24 protein-coding genes are annotated in these 22,781 nt (G+C 64.9%); 17 read left to right on the top strand and 7 right to left on the bottom strand.

The features are described 5' to 3' along the window. Positions 1-6: 6 nt before the first annotated feature. Entirely contained in the window at positions 7-1,557 is a 1,551-nt protein-coding gene (locus RHOFW104R8_RS16510; RefSeq protein ID WP_068093408.1) for a peptide MFS transporter, read from the bottom strand. Between the two features lie 271 nt (positions 1,558-1,828). Here RHOFW104R8_RS16510 and RHOFW104R8_RS16505 point away from each other — a divergent pair, with 271 nt between their 5' ends. The 4 genes from RHOFW104R8_RS16505 (at position 1,829) to RHOFW104R8_RS16490 (ending at position 4,295) form a co-directional block, all read left to right on the top strand. Then, positions 1,829-2,203, top strand: a complete 375-nt coding sequence (locus RHOFW104R8_RS16505) for a diacylglycerol kinase (protein ID WP_068093410.1) — start codon at positions 1,829-1,831, stop codon at positions 2,201-2,203. 84 nt (positions 2,204-2,287) lie between these two features. Next, entirely contained in the window at positions 2,288-2,908 is a 621-nt protein-coding gene (locus RHOFW104R8_RS16500; RefSeq protein WP_068093413.1) for a LemA family protein, read from the top strand. 2 nt (positions 2,909-2,910) lie between these two features. Continuing rightward, a complete protein-coding gene (locus RHOFW104R8_RS16495) occupies positions 2,911-3,792 on the top strand; it encodes a YgcG family protein (protein ID WP_068093417.1) in 882 nt (293 codons plus the stop codon). After that, positions 3,792-4,295: a TPM domain-containing protein gene (locus tag RHOFW104R8_RS16490; RefSeq protein WP_068093420.1), complete on the top strand. Its 504-nt coding sequence runs from the start codon at positions 3,792-3,794 to the stop codon at positions 4,293-4,295. Before RHOFW104R8_RS16495 ends, RHOFW104R8_RS16490 begins: the two co-directional genes overlap by 1 nt. A gap of 114 nt (positions 4,296-4,409) precedes the next feature. Here RHOFW104R8_RS16490 and RHOFW104R8_RS16485 read toward each other — a convergent pair whose 3' ends face one another. After that, positions 4,410-6,374 (bottom strand): S9 family peptidase, encoded by a 1,965-nt coding sequence (locus tag RHOFW104R8_RS16485; protein WP_068093424.1) that lies wholly within the window; start codon positions 6,372-6,374, stop codon positions 4,410-4,412. Between the two features lie 224 nt (positions 6,375-6,598). Between RHOFW104R8_RS16485 and lgt the strand changes: the two genes are divergently transcribed. The 4 genes from lgt to RHOFW104R8_RS16465 all read left to right on the top strand — a co-directional run bounded on the left by lgt (position 6,599) and on the right by RHOFW104R8_RS16465 (position 9,920). After that, positions 6,599-7,414: a prolipoprotein diacylglyceryl transferase gene (gene lgt / locus RHOFW104R8_RS16480; RefSeq protein WP_068093425.1), complete on the top strand. Its 816-nt coding sequence runs from the start codon at positions 6,599-6,601 to the stop codon at positions 7,412-7,414. A 140-nt stretch (positions 7,415-7,554) separates the two neighbouring features. Continuing rightward, a complete protein-coding gene (locus RHOFW104R8_RS16475; RefSeq protein ID WP_068093428.1) occupies positions 7,555-8,349 on the top strand; it encodes a thymidylate synthase in 795 nt (264 codons plus the stop codon). A 123-nt stretch (positions 8,350-8,472) separates the two neighbouring features. Continuing rightward, entirely contained in the window at positions 8,473-8,961 is a 489-nt protein-coding gene (locus tag RHOFW104R8_RS16470; RefSeq protein ID WP_068093429.1) for a dihydrofolate reductase, read from the top strand. Further along, complete coding sequence (locus RHOFW104R8_RS16465; RefSeq protein WP_235604461.1) at positions 8,961-9,920, top strand: Nudix family hydrolase; 960 nt, start codon at positions 8,961-8,963, stop codon at positions 9,918-9,920. Before RHOFW104R8_RS16470 ends, RHOFW104R8_RS16465 begins: the two co-directional genes overlap by 1 nt. A gap of 86 nt (positions 9,921-10,006) precedes the next feature. Here the strand turns inward: RHOFW104R8_RS16465 and RHOFW104R8_RS16460 are convergent, their stop codons facing one another. The 5 genes from RHOFW104R8_RS16460 to pilB form a co-directional block, all read right to left on the bottom strand. Continuing rightward, complete coding sequence (locus tag RHOFW104R8_RS16460; protein ID WP_068093432.1) at positions 10,007-10,534, bottom strand: REP-associated tyrosine transposase; 528 nt, start codon at positions 10,532-10,534, stop codon at positions 10,007-10,009. Positions 10,535-10,728: 194 nt separating this feature from the next. Beyond that, the gene (gene coaE, locus RHOFW104R8_RS16455) at positions 10,729-11,352 is read right to left on the bottom strand and encodes a dephospho-CoA kinase (protein WP_068093435.1); all 624 of its coding nucleotides are present in this window, start codon (positions 11,350-11,352) and stop codon (positions 10,729-10,731) included. Next, positions 11,349-12,206, bottom strand: a complete 858-nt coding sequence (locus tag RHOFW104R8_RS16450; protein WP_068093437.1) for an A24 family peptidase — start codon at positions 12,204-12,206, stop codon at positions 11,349-11,351. Before RHOFW104R8_RS16450 ends, coaE begins: the two co-directional genes overlap by 4 nt. Positions 12,207-12,367: 161 nt before the next feature. Then, on the bottom strand, positions 12,368-13,642 hold the full coding sequence (locus RHOFW104R8_RS16445; protein ID WP_068093440.1) for a type II secretion system F family protein: 1,275 nt from the start codon (positions 13,640-13,642) through the stop codon (positions 12,368-12,370). Between the two features lie 142 nt (positions 13,643-13,784). Then, positions 13,785-15,509 (bottom strand): type IV-A pilus assembly ATPase PilB, encoded by a 1,725-nt coding sequence (gene pilB / locus RHOFW104R8_RS16440; protein ID WP_068093442.1) that lies wholly within the window; start codon positions 15,507-15,509, stop codon positions 13,785-13,787. A gap of 547 nt (positions 15,510-16,056) precedes the next feature. On the opposite strand from pilB, the gene RHOFW104R8_RS16430 reads away from it, so the two are divergent. The 9 genes from RHOFW104R8_RS16430 (at position 16,057) to RHOFW104R8_RS17535 (ending at position 22,391) form a co-directional block, all read left to right on the top strand. Continuing rightward, positions 16,057-16,308 (top strand): AbrB/MazE/SpoVT family DNA-binding domain-containing protein, encoded by a 252-nt coding sequence (locus RHOFW104R8_RS16430; protein WP_068093521.1) that lies wholly within the window; start codon positions 16,057-16,059, stop codon positions 16,306-16,308. Continuing rightward, positions 16,305-16,700: a type II toxin-antitoxin system VapC family toxin gene (locus RHOFW104R8_RS16425; protein ID WP_068093449.1), complete on the top strand. Its 396-nt coding sequence runs from the start codon at positions 16,305-16,307 to the stop codon at positions 16,698-16,700. The genes RHOFW104R8_RS16430 and RHOFW104R8_RS16425 overlap by 4 nt, the downstream gene beginning before the upstream one ends. Positions 16,701-17,060: 360 nt before the next feature. After that, on the top strand, positions 17,061-17,303 hold the full coding sequence (locus RHOFW104R8_RS16420; protein ID WP_015447037.1) for an AbrB/MazE/SpoVT family DNA-binding domain-containing protein: 243 nt from the start codon (positions 17,061-17,063) through the stop codon (positions 17,301-17,303). After that, positions 17,300-17,695 carry a PIN domain-containing protein gene (locus RHOFW104R8_RS16415; protein WP_068093453.1) on the top strand — a complete coding sequence of 132 codons (396 nt, stop codon included), beginning with the start codon at positions 17,300-17,302 and terminating at the stop codon, positions 17,693-17,695. Before RHOFW104R8_RS16420 ends, RHOFW104R8_RS16415 begins: the two co-directional genes overlap by 4 nt. Before the next feature lie 151 nt (positions 17,696-17,846). After that, on the top strand, positions 17,847-18,704 hold the full coding sequence (locus RHOFW104R8_RS16410) for a glycosyltransferase family 2 protein (RefSeq protein WP_068093456.1): 858 nt from the start codon (positions 17,847-17,849) through the stop codon (positions 18,702-18,704). Between the two features lie 20 nt (positions 18,705-18,724). Next, complete coding sequence (locus tag RHOFW104R8_RS17185) at positions 18,725-19,408, top strand: class I SAM-dependent methyltransferase (RefSeq protein ID WP_161487788.1); 684 nt, start codon at positions 18,725-18,727, stop codon at positions 19,406-19,408. Continuing rightward, complete coding sequence (locus tag RHOFW104R8_RS17180) at positions 19,405-20,550, top strand: glycosyltransferase (protein WP_153021683.1); 1,146 nt, start codon at positions 19,405-19,407, stop codon at positions 20,548-20,550. The genes RHOFW104R8_RS17185 and RHOFW104R8_RS17180 overlap by 4 nt, the downstream gene beginning before the upstream one ends. A gap of 13 nt (positions 20,551-20,563) precedes the next feature. Next, complete coding sequence (locus RHOFW104R8_RS17175; protein WP_161487810.1) at positions 20,564-21,295, top strand: bifunctional 2-polyprenyl-6-hydroxyphenol methylase/3-demethylubiquinol 3-O-methyltransferase UbiG; 732 nt, start codon at positions 20,564-20,566, stop codon at positions 21,293-21,295. A 70-nt stretch (positions 21,296-21,365) separates the two neighbouring features. Beyond that, positions 21,366-22,391, top strand: coding sequence for a GNAT family N-acetyltransferase (locus RHOFW104R8_RS17535; RefSeq protein ID WP_153023055.1), 1,026 nt, complete (start codon positions 21,366-21,368; stop codon positions 22,389-22,391). Positions 22,392-22,781 lie beyond the last annotated feature (390 nt).

Here is a 22,781-nt window from a genome sequence, read left to right as displayed (position 1 = left end):
GGCGGATCACGACGGCGTGTTGAATTCCTCGCTGCGCACGGGCGGCAGCGGGTTGCTGGCGACGGAGTCGGAATGGCTGCTCGACAGTTTCTTCATCAGCGGCAGCATCGCCAGCGCGATCACCGTGCAGGCCACGCCGGCGAAGCCGAGCTTGTTGAACAGCGCGGTGTAGATCGGCAGCGACACCAGCGGATCCTTGATGTCGGTGGGGATGCTGGCGAAGTTCGCCACCACGCTGCCCAGGTACTGCGAGATGCCGGATGCGACGTAGTAGGCGCCCATCATGAAGCCGCCCATCCGCGCCGGCACGTAGCGCGCGATCATCGCCAGGCCGAGGCCCGACACCAGCAGCTCGCCCAGCGAGTACAGGCCGTAGCCCCACACCATGATCCACGAGGAGACCTGGCCGTTCACCGCGAAGCGGGCGCCGACGCCGTAGATGAAGAAGCCGATCGCCACCGCGGCGAAACCCCAGGCGAACTTGGCCGCCACCGACGGATTCTTGCCGACCTTGCCCATGGTGTTGTAGGCGAACACCAGCACCGGGCTCAGCAGCACGATCCAGATCGCGTTGAGCGACTGGAACTGCTCGGGGATCCAGTTGAACAGGTGCAGGCCGAACAGCTCGAACGAGAGGTCGACGTTGCGCTGCGCGAACAGGTTCAGCGAGGTCGACATCTGCTGGTAGAAGATGAAGAAGAAGATCGTCTGCACGGTCAGCACCAGCGCCGCGATCAGGCCGGCCCGCTCATGCTGCTCGCTGCTGCGGATCAGGTGGGCGAAGATGCCCAGGATCACCACGCCGGCGGCGTACACGCACCACTTGGCGACGGTCTGGTCCTGCAGGATGAAGGCGGAGACGAACACCATGCCGATCGCGGCCAGCAGCACCGTGCCGAGGCGCCTGAGATCCGCCGGCTTGTCGTCGGCCGGCGAGCCGACGTGCGCCAGCGTGCGGTGCATCAGCGTGTAGTTGACCAGGCCGAGCACCAGGCCGACCGCGCAGACGCCGAACGCGGTATGCCAGCCCCAGGCGTCGCCGTACTTCGCGCCCACGTAGTCGCGGATCCACGGCGTCAGCAGCATCGAGATGGTCGAGCCGATGTTCACCGCCATGTAGTAGATGGTGAACGCGCTGTCGATCTTGGTGTCGTCGCCCTCGTAGATCTTGCGCACCAGGTTGCCGGCGTTCGGCTTGAAGAAGCCGTTGCCGACGATGATCACGCCGAGCGCGACGTACAGGAAGTAGGCGTTGCTGGTGGGAACCCACAACATCACGTAGCCCAGCGTCAGCACCACGGCGCCGAGCAGCATGGTGCGGCGGGTGCCGATCAGCTTGTCGCCGACCCAGCCGCCGATCGCCGGCGTGGCGTAGATCAGCGCCGCGGCGGCGCCCCAGATCAGGTTGGCCTTGCTGTCGACGAAGCCGAGCTTCTTCACCATGTAGGTGACCATCAACACCTGCATGCCGTAGAAGCCGAAGCGCTCCCACATTTCGATCAGGAAGACGGTGCTGAAGGACCGCGTCTGCGAGACGGGCGGGTTCTGGGTTGCCATAGGTTTTCCGTGCGGGGTTCGAACCGTGGCGCGTGCCGGCACGCGCCACTGCCATGTGGCCCATGGATGAGCCACAACCGACGAAGCGTAACCCATTCGCCATCACGGCGTAGCTGCACTGCGGCAAGGCGGGAAGCCGCGGCGGGCGCCCGGCGCCAGTGCTTGTGGCATCATCGGCCGCCTGAACCGGCCTGATCCCAGGGAGTTTGCCGTCCATGTCCATCGCATTGATATCGCCGGCGCACCTGCAGCCGGGCGGGCGGCGTCGCTGATGGCCGCCGAAGGTTTTCGTGGTCCGAAACAGCTCTGGAACGCGTTCCTGTGGTCGATGAAGGGCCTCCGGGCCGGCTGGCGACACGAGGCTTCGTTCCGGCTGGAGGCCTGCCTGGCGGTCGTGCTGATCCCGCTCGGCCTGTGGCTGGGCCAGGGCGGGCTGGAGAAATTCGCGCTGATCCTGGCGCCGGCGCTGGTACTGTCGGCCGAGCTGCTCAATTCGGCGATCGAGGCGGTGGTCGACAAGGTCAGCCCCGAATTCCACGAACTGGCCGGCCGCGCCAAGGACATGGGCTCGGCGGCGGTGTTCATTCTGCTGCTGCTGGTGGTGGCAAGCTGGGCGCTGATCCTCGGGCCGCGCCTGTTCGGCTGAGGTACGCGTTCACCAGGTACTGACACGATTGCGGCGAACGGCGTGGGATGATGGAATGGTCTTCCACCGGATCGGAGCGACTCCATGAAACTTCTGCGCAATCTCGTGCTGGCGCTGCTCGTCGTCGGCCTGAGCGGCTGCGGCTACAACGCCATCCAGAAACAGGACGAGGCGGTCAAGGCAGCCTGGTCCGAGGTGCTGAACCAGTACCAGCGCCGCGCCGACCTGGTGCCGAACCTGGTCAACACGGTCAAGGGTTACGCCCAGCACGAGGAGAAGGTGTTCACCGAGGTCACCGAGGCCCGTGCCAAGGTGGGCAGCCTGCAGGTCAACGCCGATTCGCTGAACGATCCGCAGAAGCTCAAGCAGTTCCAGGCCGCGCAAGGCGAGCTGGGCAATGCGCTGTCGCGGTTGATGGTGGTCAGCGAGAACTACCCGCAGCTGAAGGCCGACGGCCTGTTCCAGAACCTGCAGGCGCAGCTGGAAGGCACCGAGAACCGGGTTACCGTGGCACGCAACCGCTACGTGCAGGCGGTGCAGGAATACAACGGGATGATCCGTACCTTCCCGAACAACATGACCGCGAAGATCTTCGGCTACAAGGTGAAGCCGAACTTCTCGGTGGAGAACGAGCAGGCGATCTCCACCGCGCCTAAGGTGGACTTCGGCACCGCCGCGCCGGCTCCGGCCGCCTCGACGCATTGATCATGTCGCGGCGCCATCCGCGCTGGTGGCTGGCACCGGCACTGGCGTTGCTGCTGCCGGCGGTGCTGCACGCCGCCGATGCCGTGCCGAAACTGGCGCGGCACGTCACCGACCTCACCGGCACGCTGACTGCGCAGCAGGTCGACCAGCTGGACGCACAGCTGGTGGCGCTGGAACAGGCCAAGGGCGCGCAGCTGGTGGTGCTGATGGTGGGCAGCACCGGCGGACAGGACATCGAGGGGTATTCGCTGGCGGTGGCCGAGGCGAACAAGATCGGCCGCAAGGGCACCGACGACGGCGTGCTGCTGCTGGTCGCGAAGGACGACCGCCGCGTGCGCATCGAGGTGGGTTACGGCCTGGAAGGGGCGATCCCCGACGCCGCCACCGCGCGCATCGTCCGCGAATACATCGCGCCGAAATTCCGCGGCAACGACTACTTCGGCGGCATCAGCGACGCGGTCGGCGCGCTGACCCAGCTGATCAACGGCGAGTCCCTGCCGCCGCCGGTACGGGGTTCGCCCGAGCGCGGGCGCTCCGGCCCCGATCTGCAGAGCGGCCTGATGATCGCCGTGTTCGTGGCGCTGTTCCTGCGCGGCATCTTCGGCCGGGCCAGCGCCTGGCTGCGCGCGCCGCTGGGCGCCGTGCTGGTCGGCGGCCTGCTGTGGCTGCTGATCTCGATGGGCGCCGGCATCCTCGGCGCGCTGGTCGGCAGCGTGCTGATGCTGCTGCCCGGCGGCACCGGCCGCTCGATCGGCGGCGGCGGCTGGGGCGGCTTCGGCGGTGGCGGCTGGGGCGGCGGCAGCGGCGGCGGAAGTTCTGGCGGTGGCGGTTTCAGCGGTGGCGGCGGCAGCTTCGGCGGCGGCGGTTCCTCGGGGAGCTGGTGATGGCGCGCATGCGGCGACTGGTGACGAACCTGTTCGGTGGCTGGTTCCAGCTGTCGCGGCGTTTCCCGGCCGGCGTGCTGGACGAGATGGCCGCGGCGATCGCCGCGGGCGAACGCCGCCACCTGGGCGAGATCCGCTTCGCGGTCGAATCGCGGCTGGCGCCGCTGGCCGTGCTGGACGGCCTCGACGCCGCGGCCCGCGCGCGCCAGGTGTTCGCCCAGCTGCGCGTGTGGGATACCGAACACAACAGCGGCGTGCTGCTCTACGTGCTGATGGCCGAGCGCCGCATCGAGATCGTCGCCGACCGCGGCATCGCGACGAAGGTGGCGGCGGACGAGTGGGAGGCGATCTGTGCCCGCATGCGCGACTTCTATGCACGCGGGCAGTGGCGCGACGGCAGCCTTGCCGGCATCGCCGCGGCGCATGCGTTGCTGGAACGCCATTTCCCCAGCGACGGCAGGGCCAACCCCGACGAGCTGCCGGACCGGCCGGTACTGCTCTGAGACAGGCGACGCCTCGCGGGCAGGGCGGTGGCGTGGCCGCTCGCGCGCGCCGGCGGCATGCCCGCGGAGAAGGAAGGCGCCGAAGCGCCTTCCCGGGTTGCTTGCCGGCCGTGATCAGGACGCGGTGGCGCTTTTCCCGATGTGCTTCTCCAGGAAGGCCTGCAGCAGCTTGTAGAACTCGACGGTGTTCTTCTCGCTGTAGAAGCCGTGGCCCTCGCCCGGCTTGCTCAGCCACTCGTACGGCTTGTGCGCGGCGTCCAGCGCGGCGCGCATCGCCTTGGCCTGCGCGAACGGCGCGCGGATGTCGTCTTCGCCGTGGACCAGCAGCACCGGCACGTCGATCTTGTCGGCGAGCTTGTCGGGCGAGTTGGCGTCGAGGTCGGCGTCGTCCTTGCCGATCACCGTGTTCAGGTAGCTGCGGCCGGACTTGTTCTCGCGGACGTCACCCTTCCTGTACATCATCTTCAGGTCGTAGACGCCGGCGTAGCCGACCGCGCATTTGAACATGCCCGGCGCGCGGATCGTGGTCATCATCGCCGAGTAGCCGCCGAAGCTGCCGCCGTAGACGCAGATCCGCTTCGGGTCGGCGTAGTTTTCCGCGATGGCCCACTTCACGCCGTCGATCAGGTCTTGCTGGATACGGGTGCCCCACTTCAGGTAGCCGGCTTCGCGGAAACCCTCGCCGCGGCCGCCGGAGCCGCGGTAGTTCACCTGCAGCACGAGGTAGCCGCGGCTGGCGAGGAATTGCGCGTCGCTCTCGTAGAACCAGTCGTCCTGTATGCCGATCGGACCGCCGTGCGGCAGCAGCACCATCGGCAGCCTGCCCGGATCGACGCCGTTGGGAATCGTCAGGATCGCCTCCAGCTCCATCCCGTCGCTGGCCTTGAAGTGCAGCGGGCGACGCTCGGCCATCTTCGCCGGGTCGATCCACGGCGCGCTGTCGAACAGCTTGATCACCTTGAAGCTGCGGGTGTCGATCAGGAAATAGGTGCCGGGATCGCGGTCGCTCCTGACCGAAAACAGCAGCTTGCCGCCGTCCTCGCTGCAGTTGACGAAGCTGACGAGCTTCCCGGGAAACTTCAGGCTGAGCGCCTGGTGCAGTTTCGCCTCCGGCAGGTTGGCGTCGATGTAGCTCACCCTGGGCAGGCCGGTGGCGGGCGTCGTGGCGAATGGCCGGTAGGGCGGCGCGGTCCATTCGATGTTGCCGACGCTGCCGAAGCCGCTGCTGGCGAGCACCTTGCGGTTGCCGCCATCCTCGTCCTGTTCCACCAGCGAGGTCGGGCCGCCGCCGGCGTCGTAACGGGCGTAGACGCGCTTCTGGTCCGGGGTGAAGAAGAGCGGCGCGAAAATGCCGCCGATCCGGGCCGGGCTCAACTGCGCCCAGCCGCCGGCCTGCTGGTGGTAGACGACGTAGTCCCAGTGGTCGTTGCGGCCATAGGCGTAGTGGGCCTGGCCGTCGGCGCCCACCATGAAGCTCAGTCCGCCCACGTTGATCTTGCCGATCAGGCGGCGGGTGTTCTTGCCGGCGTCGACGTCGTAGAGCGAACTGGAGTCGTCGTTCTGCCAGCTCCGCGTGGCCATGTAGAAGTGGCCGTTGGTGGGAACGGGGAGGCCGTCGACGAAGCACCAGCCGCGATCGGTGCCGCGGGTGTCCGCGCGGCTGCTGTACTTGCTCTCGTAGCCGTACAGGTAGTCCTGGTGCTTGCCGTCGATGTCGGTGGCGATCACCTCGCCGGTTGCCATGGGCTTGTCGATCGAACCGTACTGCTTGCCTTTTTCCACGACCAGCCGGGTGTTGCTGACCCAGGTGATGCCGGTGGCCAGTTCGAACTTCGGCAGGCGCAGCACGCTCGTCGGCAGGGTCATGTCGTTCACGTGATAGATGGCCAGGGCGTGCGAATCGCCGTCGTCGCTGTTCATGTTCACGGCGAGGTATTGGCCGTTCGGCGAGAGCTGCGGCATCGAAAGCAACGGATGGTGCGCGAAATCCTCCACCGGGACCGGATCGGTCGCGGCAGCGGTGGCGGACAACAGCAGACAGGCGGCGGACAGCACGATCCGCGCTGGAAGGTTGCACATCGTGTTTTCCCCCTGGCTCGTTCCCTGCGGGAATCCGGCCGCCTCGAGCGCGGCGGTAGCCGGACGTGGAATCCCCGCTGGCAGCGACGTGCGTTCCGTATCCCCCCGGCACATGGCGCTGTCTGCCGATGATTCTAGCCAGTGCGCGGGAGAGGGCGAAAGTGGCGGCCGCGGATGCCCCGCCGGCCCGCTACACTTGGGCTTTGCCATCCGACCCGGTCGCCATGCCCCAGCCCTACGTCGTCGACATCAACCCCGTCGCCTTCCATCTCGGCCCGATCCAGGTGCACTGGTACGGCCTGATGTACCTGCTCGGCTTCTTCTTCGTCGCCGTGCTGGGCGAGTACCGGCGCCGGCGCGGGCGCCTGCCGGTCAGCCGCGATGCGCTGGGCGACCTGCTGTTCTACGGCATGCTCGGCGTGATCGTGGGCGGGCGCGTGTGGTACATGCTGTTCTACGCCGACATCAGCTGGATCTGGACCGCGCCGCAGACCCTGTTCAAGGTGTGGGACGGCGGCATGAGCTTCCACGGCGGCCTGCTCGGCGTGCTGGCGGCGGGCTGGTGGTGGTCGCGCAAGCAGCAGCTGCACTTCTTCGACACCATCGACTTCGTGGCGCCGCTGGTGCCGATCGGACTGGGCCTGGGCCGGCTCGGCAATTTCATCAACGGCGAGCTGTGGGGCAAGCCCGGCGACGTGCCGTGGGCGATGATCTTCCCGAACGCGCCCGACCGCCTGCCGCGGCATCCCTCGCAGCTGTACGAGCTGCTGCTGGAGGGCGTGGTGATGTTCGTGGTGCTCTGGCTGGTTTCGCTGAAGCCGCGCCCGCGCTACCTGGTCTCCGGCCTGTTCGCGCTGATGTACGGCTGCTTCCGCTTCATGGTGGAGTTCGTGCGCGTGCCCGATCCGCAGCTCGGCTACCTGTTCGGCACGCAGTGGGTGACGATGGGGCAGATGCAGTCGCTGCCGCTGATCGCGATCGGACTGGTGCTGGTCGCCATGTCGTGGCGCGCGCCGACCTTGCCGCTGACCGCCGCCTGACACAGCTCTTGTAGGGTGGGCACTGCCCACCGGCTCTTCGGCGGTGTGGCTCGGCCAGGGGCGGCGGGCCGTGCCCGCCCTACGAAGCTGGAGCGAAGAGCATTCGCGCACTTCGGTGCGCTCCTACCTATACTTGGGCGATGCGCGCCTATCTCGACCTGCTCCGCCACGTCCTCGACCACGGCACCGAAAAGACCGACCGCACCGGCACCGGCACGCGCAGCGTGTTCGGCTGGCAGATGCGCTTCGACCTCAACGAAGGCTTCCCGCTGGTCACCACCAAGAAGCTGCACGTGAAGTCGATCGTGCACGAGCTGATCTGGTTCCTGCGCGGCGACACCAACATCGCCTACCTGAAGGAACACGGCGTGCGCATCTGGGACGAGTGGGCCGACGCGAACGGCGACCTCGGCCCGGTCTACGGCCGGCAGTGGCGCGCCTGGCCCACCGCCGACGGCGGCGCGGTCGACCAGATCGCCTGGGTGGTCGACGAGATCCGGCGCAACCCGGATTCGCGGCGGCTGATCGTCAATGCCTGGAACGTGGGCGAGCTGCCGAAGATGGCGCTGATGCCCTGCCACACGATGTTCCAGTTCTACGTGGCGGGCGGCAAGCTCAGCTGCCAGCTGTACCAGCGTTCCGGCGACATCTTCCTCGGCGTACCGTTCAACATCGCCAGCTACGCGCTGCTCACCCACATGATCGCGCAGGCCTGCGGCCTGGGCGTGGGCGATTTCGTGCATACGCTGGGCGACGCCCACCTGTACAACAACCACCGCGAGCAGGCGCGCCTGCAGCTGACCCGCGAGCCGTTGCCGCTGCCGCGGCTGCAGCTCGATCCCGCGGTGCGCTCGATCTCCGATTTCCGCTACGAGCACATCGCCATCGAGGGCTACCGGTCGCACCCGGCGATCAAGGCCGCCGTCGCCGTCTGACCCGCCGCGCATGAATATGCGAAACCGGCGCGTCGCCGCCGCCGCCTGTTAATATCCGGCGTTATCGGCGGCGTCATCCGCAGGCGCAGGCCATCCATCGACCCAGCCTTCCAAGGATTCGCCATGGCTATTTCGCTGATTGCCGCACTCGACGAAAACTTCGCGATCGGGCGCAAGGGCCAGTTGCCCTGGCACCTGCCCGACGACCTGCGCTGGTTCAAGCAGCTGACCACCGGCAAGAACGTGCTGATGGGCTACAACACCGCGCTGTCGATCGGCCGGGCCTTGCCGGACCGGGTCAACATGGTGCTGACGCGCCGCCACGAGGCGCCGTTCCCGGGCCAGATCACCGTGCGCTCGATCGAGGAGGCGCAGGCGCGTTGCGACAACACCGGCCTGATCGTGATCGGCGGCGGCATGGTGTTCGCCGAAGCGCTGCCGCGCGCGCGCCGCATGTACCTCACCTGGGTCGGCGCCGCGATCGACGGGGCCGATGCGTTCTTCCCCGGCGTGCACTTCAGCGACTGGACCGAAGTCTCCCGCGTGCACCACAAGGCCGATGCCGAGCACGCCTACGACTTCGACATGGTCGAATACCTGCGCAACAGCTGATGCCCGCACCGGCGGCGCCGAAGCCGGCCATGCACGTGATGGCCGCCGTGATGCGCGACGCCTCGGGGCGCGTGCTGCTGGCGCAGCGGCCGCCCGGCAAGCACCTGGCCGGCATGTGGGAGTTCCCCGGCGGCAAGCTCGAACCCGGTGAAACGCCGGCGGCGGCACTGGCGCGCGAGCTGAAGGAAGAACTCGGCATCGCCCTGCTGCGTGCCGAGCCGCTGATCCGCGTGCCCTGCCATGCCCCCGGGCGCGAGCTGCTGCTGGACGCCTGGCAAACCGACCGGTGGAACGGCGAGCCGCAATCGCTGGAAGGGCAGGCGCTGCAATGGCTGCCGCCCGGGCAGGTCGACCCGTCGATCCTGGCTCCGGCCGATCGGGCGATCCTGCAGGCCGTGCGGCTGCCTGCGCGCTACGCGATCACCCCGGCCGATGTAGCGCCCGCATCATGCGACGCGTGGTTCGAGCGCATCGGCCAGGCGATCGCGTGTGGCGGGCAGCTGGTGCAGTTGCGCCTGCCGCTGTGGCCGCGCGAGCGCGTGCGCGAGCTGGCCGCCGCCCTGCTGCCATTGGCCCGCCGGCAGGGCGTCCCCTTGCTGCTCAACGGCGACATCGAGGGTGCGCGCGTGCTGGGCATCGGCGTGCACCTCAAGGAAACCCAGCTGGCGGCCTTGTCCGCCCGCCCGCTGCCGCTGGCGCAGCTGGTGGGCGCCAGTTGCCATGACGCGGCTTCGCTGGCCCGCGCCGGCCAGATCGCCGATTTCGCCACGCTGTCGCCGGTGGCCGCCACCCGCAGCCACCCGCAGACCCCGCCGCTGGGCTGGGCCGCGTTCGCCACTCTGGCCGAAGCCGCGGCGCTGCCGGTCTACGCCCTCGGCGGGATGGCTCCCCCGGACGTCGCCCAGGCCCGCGACAACCGTGCCCAAGGCGTTGCCGGCATCCGCGGGTTCTGGCCCTGAACGCGTTGGTGTTGGGTGGTGGTGGGCAGTGCCCCCCCCTGCGCAGCGGCTGTTGTAGGGCGGGCACCGCCCGCCGGCTCTTTCCGTCACTCGCCGAACGTTCTGCCCGGCAGGCAATGGGGCTCGTTGCCGCCCCAATCGGCAGGGTAGGTGCCTTGCCGTACGCAGCGATGGAAGCTCGAATACGGCCAGTCGATCACGCGCCTCACGTACCCGTGTTTCACCGGGTTGTAGTGCGTGTAATCCATGTGCACAGCGAAGTCAGCCTCGTCGCGAATCAGATGCTCCCAGAAGCGGGGCTGCCAGAGGCCAGCGTCGTGTCCCGGTGCGGACGTGTGTGCCTTGCCGCAGTATCGGGTAAATCCGGCCTTGATTCTTCCCCACCGCGTGGAGAAATCGAAGTCGTCCACCGGCAGTGTCCAGATCGCGTGCATGTGATTCGGCAGCATCACCCACGCATCGATCGAAAACGGTAGTTGTCGTCGTACCTCGGCGACACTCTGGCGCAGGGTTGCCACAGCCTCGGCGGTAGCCAGCAGGGGGCGCCGTCGCGCCGTCACGACGGTGAAGAAATAAGTCGCTCCCGGAATCCTTGCACGGTGATAGTTGGGCATGCATCGATGCTGGCAAGCCGTATCGCGAGTTGTCTGTCGGGTATGGTCACGCCGGCGCCTGGTTCCCGGATGACGTAGCCGCGAGGTACGGCGGACAGTGTCTGCTCTATGAAGCGGGGTTGTAGGGCAGGCAGTGCCTGCCGGCTTTGGCTTTTATGGTGGGCATGCAACAAGAGCGGCGGGCGGTGCCCGCCCTACGAAGCGGAGGGTGACAGCGCTAGGTAACGCCGATGCAGTTCGGCGACGGCGTGATCCAGGGCGGATTCGTCGCCGCTGTTCTCGATCACGTCGTCGGCCAGCGCCAGGCGTTCGGCGCGGCTGGCCTGGTGGGCGAGCATGCGGCGGGCCAGGGCTTCGTCGATGCCGTCGCGGAGGGTCAGCCGGGCCAGCTGCACCGATTCGGGGGCGTCGACCAGCAGCACGCGATCGACCCAGCGGTAGTGCTCGATGTTCTCGGCCAGCAGCGGGATCGCCAGCAGGCAGTACGGGCCGCGTTCGGCCAGCGCCCGCCGGTGCAGCCACTGGCGCACCAGCGGATGGATGATCGCCTCCAGGGTTTTTCGCGCCGCCGGGTCGGCAAACACGCGCCGGCGCATCGCGGCGCGATCCAGCCGGCCGGTGCCGTCCAGCACCCCGGCCCCGAACGCATCGACCACCGCGGCCAGCCCGGCCGTACCCGGCTCGATCACCTCGCGGGCGGCCACGTCGGCGTCGTGGACATGCACGCCGAGCGCCTCGAAGCGTCGCGCCACCGCGGTCTTGCCGGCGGCGACGCCGCCGGTCAGCGCGATCACCAGGGCATGCGGCCGCGCGCTCATCGCAGGCCGGTGAGTTGCATGTAGCCCTGCAGCAGGCCGGATCCGGCCATGAACCAGACCCAGCCGGCGGCGGCGATGAACGGGCCGAACGGCATCGGGATCTCGCGTTGATGCTTGCGCAGCGCGATCAGGGCGCCGCCGACCAGGGCCCCGATCAGCGACGACAGCAGGATGATCGGCAGCAGCGACATCGGCCCCATCCACGCGCCCAGCGCCGCAAGCAGCTTGAAATCGCCGTAGCCCATGCCTTCCTTGCCGGTAAGCAGCTTGAACGCCCAGTACACGCTCCACAGGCTCAGGTAGCCGATCGCCGCCGCGAGGATGGCCGCTGGCGCGGCGACGAACATCGGCAGCAGCGACAGCAGCAGGCCCAGCCACAGCAGCGGGTAGGTGAGCTGGTCGGGCAGCAGCTGGGTGCGGAAGTCGATGCCGGACAGCGCGATCAGCGTCCAGGTCAGCGCCAGCCCGGCCAGCGCGGCCCACGACGGGCCGAATTTCCACACGATTGCCGCGCTCAGCACGCCGCTGAGCAGCTCCACCAGCGGGTACTGGATCGAGATACTCGCCCGGCAATAGCGGCAGCGCCCGCGCAGAAGCAGCCAGCCGAACAGTGGGATGTTGTCCAGCGCCGACAGCGGGTGCTTGCACTGCGGGCAATGCGACGGCTCGCGCACGATGCCCGGCGGCAACGGCGTCTCGTCCGGCTCCAGTTCCAGCACATCCCGCGCCTCCTGCCGCCAGCCTGCCGCCATGCGTTCGGGCAGCCGCAGGATCACCACGTTGAGGAAGCTGCCCACCAGCAGGCCGAGCACGCCGGCCAGGGCGATCCACAGGGCAAACGGAAGTTCGGGCATGCGTCAGCCTTGTGTTTCAAAGCCCCTCGGCAGGGGCAGGGCATAAGGGTACGGCGCGCTCGTGCAAATAAAAGCGGCGGGCAGTGCCCGCCCTACGAAGCGTGATGCCATTGTAGGGCGGGCACGGCCCGCCGGCTCTTGATCCGGTTTTTGAGGTTGCGTCAGAACGTGCCGGCGAGCTTGAAGATCGGCAGGTACAGGGCCACCACCATGCCGCCGACCAGGGTGCCGAGCACGACCATGATGATCGGTTCGAGCAGGGTGGACAGGGTGTCGACCGCGTTGCTGACTTCTTCCTCGTAGAACTCGGCGACCTTGAACAGCATGTTGTCCAGCGCGCCGGATTCCTCGCCGATCGCGGTCATCTGCACCACCATGTTGGGGAACAGGCCGGTCTGCCGCATCGCCAGCTGCAACTGGTGGCCGACCGCGATGTCCTCGCGCATCTGCCTGACCGCGTCGCCGTACACCACGCTGCCGGTGGCGCCGGCCACCGCGTCCAGTGCCTCGACCAGCGGCACGCCGGCGCGGAACGTCACGCCCAGGGTGCGGGCGAAGCGGGCGATCGCCGAGTTGCGCACGATGTTGCCCATCACCGGCATCTTCAGCGACATGCGGTCGAGGAAGTGGGCGAATTTCACCGAGCGCTTCTTGGCGATCACGATCGCGGCGATGCTGCCGCCGATGATGCCGATGACGACGAACCAGTAGCTCTGCATGAACTCCGAGGCGGTCACCAGCAACTGGGTGGGGGCGGGCAGCTGCGCGCCGGCGTCCTTGAATGTCTTGGCGAACACCGGCACCACGAACAGCAGCATGATCAGGCAGACCATGAACACCACCACCAGCACCATCGCCGGGTAGAACAGCGCCTTCTTGATCTTCTTCTTGATCGCCTCGGTGCGCTCCTTGTAGGTCGCCACGGTGTCCAGCACGGTATCCAGCACGCCGGAGGCCTCGCCGGCCTTCACCAGGTTGCAGTACAGCTCGTCGAACTGCACCGGGTAGCGGCCCAGCGCCTCGTTCAGCGACGAACCGCCCTCGATGTTCTGCTTGACGTCGATGAGGACGTTCTTGAAGCGGATGTTCTTCTGGCCGTCGGCGATGATGTCGAAGGCCTGGATCATCGGTACGCCGGAGGCCATCATGGTGGCGATCTGGCGGCTGAAGATGGCCACGTCGCCCGGCTTGATCGTGCTGCCGGTGGAGCCGAACAGCGGCTTGGCGCGTTCGCGCACGGTTTGCGGGTTCATGCCCTGGCGGCGCAGCTCGGCCTTGACCAGCGTGGCGTTCTTCGCCGGCATGTCGCCCTTCATGCGCTTGCCACGCTTGTCCAGCGCGACCCACTCGTAGGTGGTCAGCTGGCTGACCTGGGCGCGCTGGGCACCCAGCGAGCGCGCCTTGTCGATGTTCGTGGTTGCGGTAGCCGTGGCCATGCGCATCTTCCCCCAGTAGTCCAGTCCCGGAGCCGTCCTATGCGGGCGGCAGACAGTATTTGTGCAGCTTATGCCATTTTTGCGGCGCCAAACCGTGGCGTCGGACGCAAGTTCGGTGCAACGGCGGCCCCATATCCGCCGCTCATTCCTTGGTGACGCGGTCGATCTCGGTCAGGCTGGTCAACCCCTGCTTCACCTTCAGCAGGGCCGACGCGCGCAAGTCGTTCACTCCCGCGGCCCTGGCCGCCTCGGCGATCTGCATCGTGTTGCCGCCCTGCAGGACGATCTTCTGGATCTCCTCCAGCATCGGCATCACCTGGTAGATGCCCAGGCGGCCCTTGTATCCCTCGTTGCAGCCGTCGCAGCCCACGGCCTCGTAGATGGTCAGCCCCGCGTCGATGTCGGCCTGGCTGAAGCCGGCCGCCAGCAGCACGTGCGGCGGCAGGTCGATCGGCTTCTTGCAGTCGTGCAGGCGCCGCGCCAGGCGCTGGGCGATGATCAGGCTCACCGACGAGGTGATGTTGTACGGCGCGATGCCCATGTTCATCAGGCGCGAGACGGTCTGCGCCGCGTCGTTGGTATGCAGGGTGGACAGCACCATGTGGCCGGTCTGCGCCGCCTTGATCGCGATCTCGGCGGTTTCCAGGTCGCGGATCTCACCGACCATGATCACGTCCGGATCCTGGCGCAGGAACGAGCGCAGCGCACTGGCGAAGGTCATGCCGCGCTTCACGTTCTGCTGCACCTGGTTGATGCCCTCGACGCGGATTTCCACCGGGTCCTCCACCGTCGAGATGTTGCGTTCGGCGGTGTTGAGCATGTTCAGGCCGGTGTACAGCGACACCGTCTTGCCCGAGCCGGTGGGGCCGGTGACCAGCACCATGCCGTACGGCTTGTGGATCGCGTCGATGTAGAGCTTCTGCTGGTCCGGCTCGTAGCCGAGCTTCTCGATGCCGATCCTGGCCGAGGAGCCGTCCAGGATGCGCAGCACGATCTTCTCGCCGAACAGCGTGGGCAGCGTGCTCACGCGGAAGTCGACCGCGCGGGTCTTCGACAGGTTGAGCTTGATGCGGCCGTCCTGCGGCACGCGCTTCTCGGCGATGTCCAGCTGCGCCATCACCTTGATGCGCGAGGAGATGCGGTTGGCCATCTTCATTGGCGGGTTGGACACGGCCTTGAGGATGCCGTCCATGCGCAGGCGCACCCGGTATTGCGTCTCGAACGGCTCGAAATGGATGTCCGAGGCGCCGCGGCGGATCGCGTCCACCAGGATCTTGTTGACGAACTTCACCACCGGCGCGTCATCGTTCGCGGTTGCGTCGACGCCGCTGCTCGACTCGTTCTCGCCGTCGCCGCCCTCGATGTCCAGCTCGTCCAGCTCGCCACCGCCCATGTCGGGCATGGTGTTGCGCATGTTGTTGAGCAGGCTCTCGATCACCCGCTGCAGCGAGCCGCGCTCCACCAGGATCGGCTCCACCATGCAGTTGGAGTGGAACTTGATCTCGTCCAGCGCATGCGACTGCATCGGGTCGGCGATGCCCACAAACAGCCGCTTGCCGCGGCGGAACAGCGGCAGCGCCTGGTGCTTGGTGATCAGCGCCTCGCTGATCAGGTCCAGCGGCATCGTGGCCGGGTTCAGCGCCGCCACGTCCATTATCGGCATGCCGAATTCGGCCGAAGCGATGCGCGCCAGCTCGGCGCTGTCGACCAGGTTGCGTTCCAGCAGCCACGTCGTCAGGGTGGACTTGCTCTGGTTGCTGTCGGCCATCGCCTTGCGCACGACGTCCTCGGGCATCACTCCCTCGGACACCAGCCGACGCGCCATACCTGACAAACCTGTGAGCGACGGTTGCAATTGAGATGACATAAACGACTCGATCTTGCCCCTGTATGTTGTTGAATCTACCGCAGTCCGGCGCGCAGGTCACCCCTTCCTTGCCGGCCCGATCCAGCAGGGTGACGCAGTGCACAAGCCTGCTCCCGCCAACTCGGTTCTTGCCCTGCGGCGCGAGGTCCGCCCGACTCGGTTCCCCCTCCTGCTTGCAGGCCCGGCTTTGCTCCTCCCCCTGCATGTCCCTTGTGGAGCGAGCAGGGGAGGGAGCAAAGCATCGTAGGGCGAGCACCCGCCCGCCGCTCCTGCTTTCAGCTGTCGCGCAAGACCTGCTGGCGCAGCTCAGTCAGCGAATTCTGCAGTCCGGGGCGCGCGCGTTCCAGCGGTTCCCTCACAACGTAGCCGTGTGCAAGCCGTTTGCGCATACCGGCAAGGTTGACTACCCATATCGGTTGGGCACGATCAGCGTTCCGGTGATGATTGGGTAATGAACCGCATGTGCCTTCGATTTCCGTCGGAAAAATTTGAAAGTAATGCGATATTGCATTACTTTATACTCAAGTCGCAGCCCGAGGGCACCATCATGACCATATTGACCGTTACCGCGCGGGGACAAGTCACCTTCCGGAAGGATGTGCTGCAACACCTTGGAATCAAGCCAGGGGAGAAGATCGAACTGGACTTGCTGCCCGATGGTCGGGCCGCCCTGAAAGCAGCCCGGCCTACCGGGTCGATGGCTGGCTTTATCGGCCTGCTTGCCGGACGGACAGCCAAGGTTGCCACCATCGAAGAAATCAACGAGGCCACGGCATCCGGCTGGGCTGGCCGCAAGTGAAGGTTGCTGTTGACGCGAATGTGCTGGTTCGCGCTGTGGTCCGCGACGATGCCAGGCAAGCGAACATTGCCGCCAAGCTGCTGACGAACGCCGAAGTGGTCGCGGTCGCGTTGCCATGTCTGTGCGAGTTCGTCTGGGTGCTGCGTCGCGTGTACGGCTTCACCCCTGCGGACGTGGCCGCTGCCGTTCGGGCACTGCTCGATGCCGCAAATACGGAAACGAACCGGCCAGCCGCTGAAGCCGGCCTGGCCGTGCTCGAGGCCGGGGGCGACTTCGCCGATGGTGTGATCGCATTCGAGGGTCAATGGCTCGGCGGCGATACCTTCGTATCGTTCGACAAGAAGGCGGTCACCTTGCTCGTCGCACAAGGTCAATCCGCCCGCTTGTTATGACGAGCGCATCGACCCTGCGGCGGTTTTTCCTGATGCTGTTGCCGCAGCGCGGTGATCACGGAGCGCCGAAACTCTGATCATTTCTGGCCAGCGCGCATGGCGTCCCTGAAATAGCAGCGTAGCCCAAGAGCAGCGCCGCCCCGACCCTCCCGTGAACGAAGGGGAGGGAGCAACGCGCGGTAGGGCGGGCACGGCCCGCCGCTCTTGCCAGAGTCGTGTTGCCGACAAGGCAATCACCAAGCCCGGTTCCTGGATGATCCGTGCATTTTGCACCGTGCAAGTACGGCCGATGCACCCAACTATCTTGATTGCGCACCTATAGCTCCTTACAATGAAGTAAGGAACTCGAAGGAGAGGGCCATGACCACCGCCAGCGTTACCAGCAAGGGCCAGATCACGATTCCGGTTGCCGTGCGTGAGGCCATGCACGTGCGTGCGGGGGATCGGGTGGAATTTGTGGAAATCGAGCCGGGCCGGTATGAGTTCATCGCCGCCACGCGCCCCGTGACCGCACTCAAGGGCATGTTCGGCAAAGCGTCCAAGCCGGTGTCGATCGAGCAGATGAACGCCGCGATCGCAGCGGCGGGTGCGGCGGCGAAATGATCGGCCTGGATACCAATGTCCTGGTGCGTTACATCATGCAGGACGATACAGCGCAGTCGGCCAAGGCCTCGACTTTGCTCGACGCGCTGACTGTCGAGGCGCCGGGCTGGATTTCGATCGTGTCCGTGATCGAATTGGCCTGGGTGCTGGGTACGGCGTATGGCCTGGATCGTGCGCAGCTCACCGAAGCCCTGGAAGCCCTGCTACGTACCAAGGAGTTGATCGTGGAGCGTGCGGAGGTCGTCTGGAAAGCCGTGCGCATTTACCGCGACTCCAAGGCAGATTTGGCCGACTGCCTGATCGCATGCACAGCTACGTCCGCCGGCTGTGAACACACCATGACGTTTGACCGCGGTGCCGCCAAACACGCGGGCATGAGCCTGATCACTTGAAGTCTGGCCGGGTTCCTTGACGCAGCAGAGCCTGCACTGCACGCCGCCCAGCCACCGCATCGCACTGGCTGCAGCCCCAAAACCCCAACCCCGTCCGCAACCCAGCCCAACCTTCACGCTATGATCTTCCTTCACCCGGGGGAGCCATCCGTTGAACCGCCTGAGCATCATCCTGCCCGCCAAGAACGAGGCGCCTGCGCTGGCCGCACTGCTGCCGCGCCTGCGTGCAGCCCATCCCGGGGCCGAGATCATCGTGGTCGACGATGGCTCCACCGACGACACCCGCGGTCTCTGCGAGGCCAGCGGCATCCGGTGCCTGTCTTCGCCGTACTCGATGGGCAACGGCGCGGCGATCAAGCGCGGCGCCCGTGCTGCCGCCGGCGACATCCTGGTGTTCATGGACGGCGACGGCCAGCATGACCCGCTAGACATTGCCCGCCTGCTGGAGAAACTGGAGCAGGGCTACGACATGGTGGTCGGCGCGCGCGACTGGGACAGCCAGGCCGGCGTGGGCCGCGGCCTCGCCAACACCCTGTACAACTGGCTGGCCACCCGCATGACCGGCCACCCGGTGCTGGACCTCACCTCCGGCTTCCGCGCCGTGCGCGCGGACAAGTTCCGCGAATTCCTGCACCTGCTGCCGAACGGCTTCAGCTACCCCACCACCAGCACCATGGCCTTCTTTCGCAGCGCCTACCCGGTGGCCTACCTGCCGATCAAGGCCGCCCAGCGCGTGGGCAAGAGCCACATCAAGCCCCTGCGCGACGGCGTGCGCTTCCTGCTGATCATCTTCAAGATCGCCACGCTGTACTCGCCGCTGAAGCTGTTCGTGCCGGCAAGTATGGTGTTCTTCCTGCTCGGTTGCGCTAACTACGCATGGACGTTCGTGCATGAAGGCCGCTTGACCAACATGAGCACGTTGATGTGGAGTGCGGCAGTGATCGTGTTCCTAATCGGGTTAGTGTCGGAACAGATTACGGCACTCCTCTACACGCGCCTTAATCGCTAATGGTTTCGGTCCGGAAATGGGTGGACGCGCTTGCCCGCACGCCGCTGCATCCGCAGTGGCTGCTTGGTCGCAGACGAATACCGCCGGGTATTGCCAGTGCGTCCGGTGTACTGCTGGACATCGGTGCAGCCGATCGCTGGATCGAGCCTCAACTTCCGGTGGGCGTGGAGTACGTGGCTCTGGACTTCCCATCTACAGGGCGTGATCTGTACGGCGCGTGGCCACATGTTTTTGCCGATGCGGCACACCTCCCGTTCTCGGATGGATATTTTGACGGCGTAATTTGCCTGGAAGTGCTGGAACACGTGCCGGATCCGGCCATCGTGATAAAAGAGATCGAACGCGTCCTCAAGTCCGGCGGTCATGCGTGGATATCCATGCCATTTCTCTACCCGCTGCATGACGCCCCCTTCGACTTCCAGCGTTATACGGAATTTGGTTTGCGACGTGACGTTCAACGAGCTGGGTTGGAAGTCGTAACATTGTGGAAGTCCGGCAATGCGATCCGAGCTGCAGGCCTGTTATTTTGCCTAGCCATTGCTGGCGGAGTACATGTCCAGCATGGATGGCTCAAATTGGTGCTACTGCCCGTGGCTCTCGTGGCGGTGGTCACAATCAACATTATTGCTTGGTTATTAAGTCTGGTGTGGCCCGATTGGAGTTACATGGCGGTGGGGCACGAACTTGAGGTATCTAAACCTTGAGCGTTGCGGCCATAGTTCTTGTCACTACTTCGTTTCCAATTGCCAACGACGGGAGTGAGGCGGCGGGCTCCTTTGTCAGCGACCTCGCGGAGGAGTTGGCAAGGCACGTTCCGGTGCGTGTGGTTGCCCCCGGGCTTTCATCCGTGCGCGAGTCATGGGTGCCGAACGTGGAACTGTTTCGCTACAAGGCACCAGCCAAGCCTCTTTCAACGCTCAAACCATGGTGTCCAACGGACGTAGTCGAGATCGCTCGCGTCTTGCGAGCGGGCATTGGCGCCACCCGCGACGCAGTCATGGCGGGACCTACGGAACACATATTTGCGCTATGGGCGCTGCCATCAGGCGAGTGGGCACGACGCGTGGCGCACAAGCATGGCATCGGCTATTCCGTCTGGATGCTTGGCAGTGACGTGTGGTCGCTCGGGCGCGTGCCAGTCTTACGCAGTATGCTAGCGCGTGTCATGCGGGAGGCGGTATATGCCTATGCCGATGGTTACCAGTTGGCGAAGGACGCCCGACGTATTGCAGGTATCCCGGTCGCCTTTCTTCCCAGCGCACGCCGTGTGGATTTGCGTGATCCGCCACCGCCGCGTGCGCAGCCGCCGTATCGGTTGTTGTTTCTCGGGCGATGGCATCCCAACAAGGGCGTTGACCTGTTGCTCGATGCGCTCGCCCTGTTGGGTAACGATGATTGGTGCCGCATTGAGTGCGTGGAAATCCAGGGAGGTGGCCCATTGGAGGCGTTGATACGCGAGCGCGTCGCGACGTTGCGTGCTGTCGGTCGCCAAGTAGAATTGGGAGATTTCTTGGTCAAGCGGGAAGCCGAGAAAGCCATTGCGCGCGCTGACTGGGTGCTGATTCCTTCTCGGATTGAAAGCATACCAGTGGTTTTTTCCGACGCGATGAAGCTGGGTCGGCCGGTGGTTGCGAACCCTGTTGGTGATTTGCCGCGCCTGTTCGCATGCATGGTATGCGGTGAACTTGCCGAGGGTGTGTCTGCTGTGATGTTCAGTCGTGCTATTCAGAAAGCATTGAGGACTTCACCACGTGCGTATGACATGGCCGTACGCCATCAGGCTTCGCATTTTGATCTTGCTGCAATAGCGACGAGCGTTCGTCATAAGGTGTTGGGCGATGGTTGAGCAGGCACATTGTATGACCGATCCTCGATGGGGGCAGGATGGTCGCGATCGCAAGGCCGAGGCTATTCTTGCTACGCTTAAAGAGCATTGCCGGCGTGACTTGACACTTGGCGTGTGGCTGGATGTTGGCTGTGGCAGCGGAGGGGTTGCAGCCACACTTGCGGCACATGTCGAGCAAGTGATCGGTGTGGATCCAGAGCCTTGGATACGTTGGCAGGCGTTGTGCGACGAGCGCCCCAATCTTGCTTTTCATGCGGGATCTTATCGGGATCTCACAAACTTGCTCGCCTCCGAGTCGATTGATGTAGTCGTTTGCAATCAGGTCTACGAACATGTGGATGACCCCGCTGCCCTATTGCAAGCGATCCGACGTGTGATGAAGCCCGGTGGCGTCTGCTACTTTGCAGGCCCAAACCTGCTGTGGCCTATTGAGCCCCATGTATTCTGGCCTTTCGTTCATTGGTTGCCGCGAAGGTTCGCGCAACACTGGATGCGTCGGCTTGGTTCCCGTCAGGCGGACGATCTGGATGCGTGGTCACGATCATATTGGGGGCTGACACGACTGTTTCGTCGAGTGGGTTATCAATATACCGGTGCAATCCATGCACGCTTACGAGCAGGTGCAGGCGTGGCGGGTGCGGCTAGGTTTTTACGCATGTCTGCTCACGTGCCGCGTGGTTTTGTTACCGCGCTGACGCCGATTTCTCCCGGTTTTGTGTTCATACTAACCAAGCCACCAGAATGAGCAGGCTATCTACACAAATTGGCGTCCGCCAAGAGGTTTTGCTCATGGAGCCACATGTCGAAAGAGACTGGTGCACACGAATAGTGGCAACTATGTTCTGGTATCAATAGTGACCGTTGCAAAAATCATTTGGAAAAGTTCACCGGATGTCGAGTACCGCGACTGGCTGTCGCGCACTGGTGCATTGTTTGCCGATCCATTGTGGGTGGAACCCATTGTTGCGGCCTTGGGAGCCAAGGCGCTGTATGGTTTTTGCCTTGAGCGTGGCGAAGGTGTTGCAGTGCAGGTATTCCGACATGGCGGGCTGGCAGTAGGGTATGCCGGGCTTCCGATCAGTCCTGCGTGGCTTTCTGACGTCGAGTGTCGTAAACAAATTATCGTGCCAGGGGTGCACCTGACGCGATTCAATCTGAGTTGTCTGCACACCTTGAATTCCTTGTCGCGGAGCGAGCATGCGCAAGAATTTGCGGAAACGGTGATTCCCGATCTGGGTTTATGGCCCGCACGGAATGCGCGCAAACTGAAGAAGGATCGTGCATTTGCGGCTCGAGGCAAAATGAGAGTCGCTAGCTTGGATTCGAGTCAGGCAGGAGATGTGGGATTGTTATATCGCGATACCGTTGTGCGTCATAAAGGTAGCTTGCGTTACCAAGAAGATTATTTTCGCGCCGTCATTGAGCTTTCGACGCAAACTGTACGGGTATTAGCGCGTGGGGCTTTCGATGAGGCGGGATGCCTTGCAGGGTTTGCCATATTCGGACTCGACGGCTCGACGGCACACTACCTTCATGGAGGCGTGGCAGACAGTGCGCGGTCGCATGGCGTCTCGGATTTGCTACTCAGCGATGCCATGGATCGAGTTATTGAGCTTGGGGCGGAATCGGTCACTCTCTTGCCGTCGCCGGAAAAGCAGCCTGGGCTGGTCGCTTTCAAGCACAAGTGGGGCGAGGTGGATGGTCATTGGATGACTCTGGATCGGTCAAGTGGAGTACTGGGTGAAGTATTGCATCTGGGCATGGGGGTGATGAGTAAGTTAAGAGGCAATGCAATGCCTCTTAGGGGGCGCACTCTCACAACGAAGGCGAAGAAGGTATGAGTCGGGTCGGTTGGGCGGCATGGGTACTCGATCGCATCTCGGAGCTCACGCGGATTTACCGTCTGGGACTGCGATTCCAGGGCATGGCCGTTGAGCCACAAGTTACTATCAAAACACCGTCGCGTTTGCGTTTCGGGAAAGGGGTGGTGGTACAGCGTGGCGCGATCCTTCATTGCGGAGGGAGGGCTTGGTCAAATGGACAGGGTCATATAGTCGTAGGCAATAAAGTGGTCATAGGCCCTTATTGCATACTTTATGGTGCTGGCGGAATAACTCTTGGTGACTATGTACATCTTGGTCCGGGCGCGCAGCTTATGAGTCAGGCCGGTGAGCACGGTGCGTCGAGACTGTCCGCGCGACCGGATTATAGATTGGCACCCATTTTCATTG

Origin of the sequence: Rhodanobacter sp. FW104-R8 (assembly GCF_001617365.1) — a bacterium.
Classification (GTDB): Bacteria; Pseudomonadota; Gammaproteobacteria; order Xanthomonadales; family Rhodanobacteraceae; genus Rhodanobacter.
This window is presented reverse-complemented; position numbering and strand designations above follow the sequence as displayed.